General features: G+C 73.4%; 1 protein-coding gene. It reads right to left on the bottom strand.

What is annotated here, in order from left to right:
• Nucleotides 1-447 (bottom strand): LGFP repeat-containing protein (locus CS062_RS25420; protein ID WP_199174383.1); only part of this gene is annotated, 447 nt, incomplete at both ends.

The following is a 447-nucleotide window of genomic DNA, read 5'->3' as shown; positions in this document are numbered from 1 at the left end:
TGCCGTGCTGGAAGTTCTGCTTGATCCACAGCGGCTCGTGGATCTCACCGCTGGTCGGCGGGCCCAGCGCACCGCGCTCGAAACCCAGTCGGCCCCAGGCCTCGTAGATCGCGCCGGTGAGCGGCTGCGCCCCGGTGACGGGGGACCAGTAGATCGCGCCGCGCTCGAAGGTCGCGTAGCGGGCCTCGCCCTCGGCCGCGGCCTCGGGTGAGGTCGGGTTGCCGAGCGGACCCGCGGGCCCGCCGACGGATTCCCACCGCGCGAATATCGCGCCGCCGCGCATCTGCTCGGCGAGTTCCTCGGGTCCGGGTGGCTGGTTGAACCGGGCGGCGATGTCGCGCAGGCGGCCCATCTCGGCGTATGCCGCGTTGCCCGGGCAGTCGGTGTTGCCGACGTCGCGGTGGGTGAAGATCGCGGGCAGCGTCGGGGTGGCGCCGCGCGGGAAGT

This window comes from Roseateles chitinivorans (assembly GCF_002761755.1).
GTDB classification, from domain to species: Bacteria; Pseudomonadota; Gammaproteobacteria; order Burkholderiales; family Burkholderiaceae_C; genus Roseateles; species Roseateles chitinivorans.
Note: the sequence above shows the minus strand (reverse complement) of the source record. Positions and strands in the feature narration are given on the sequence as shown.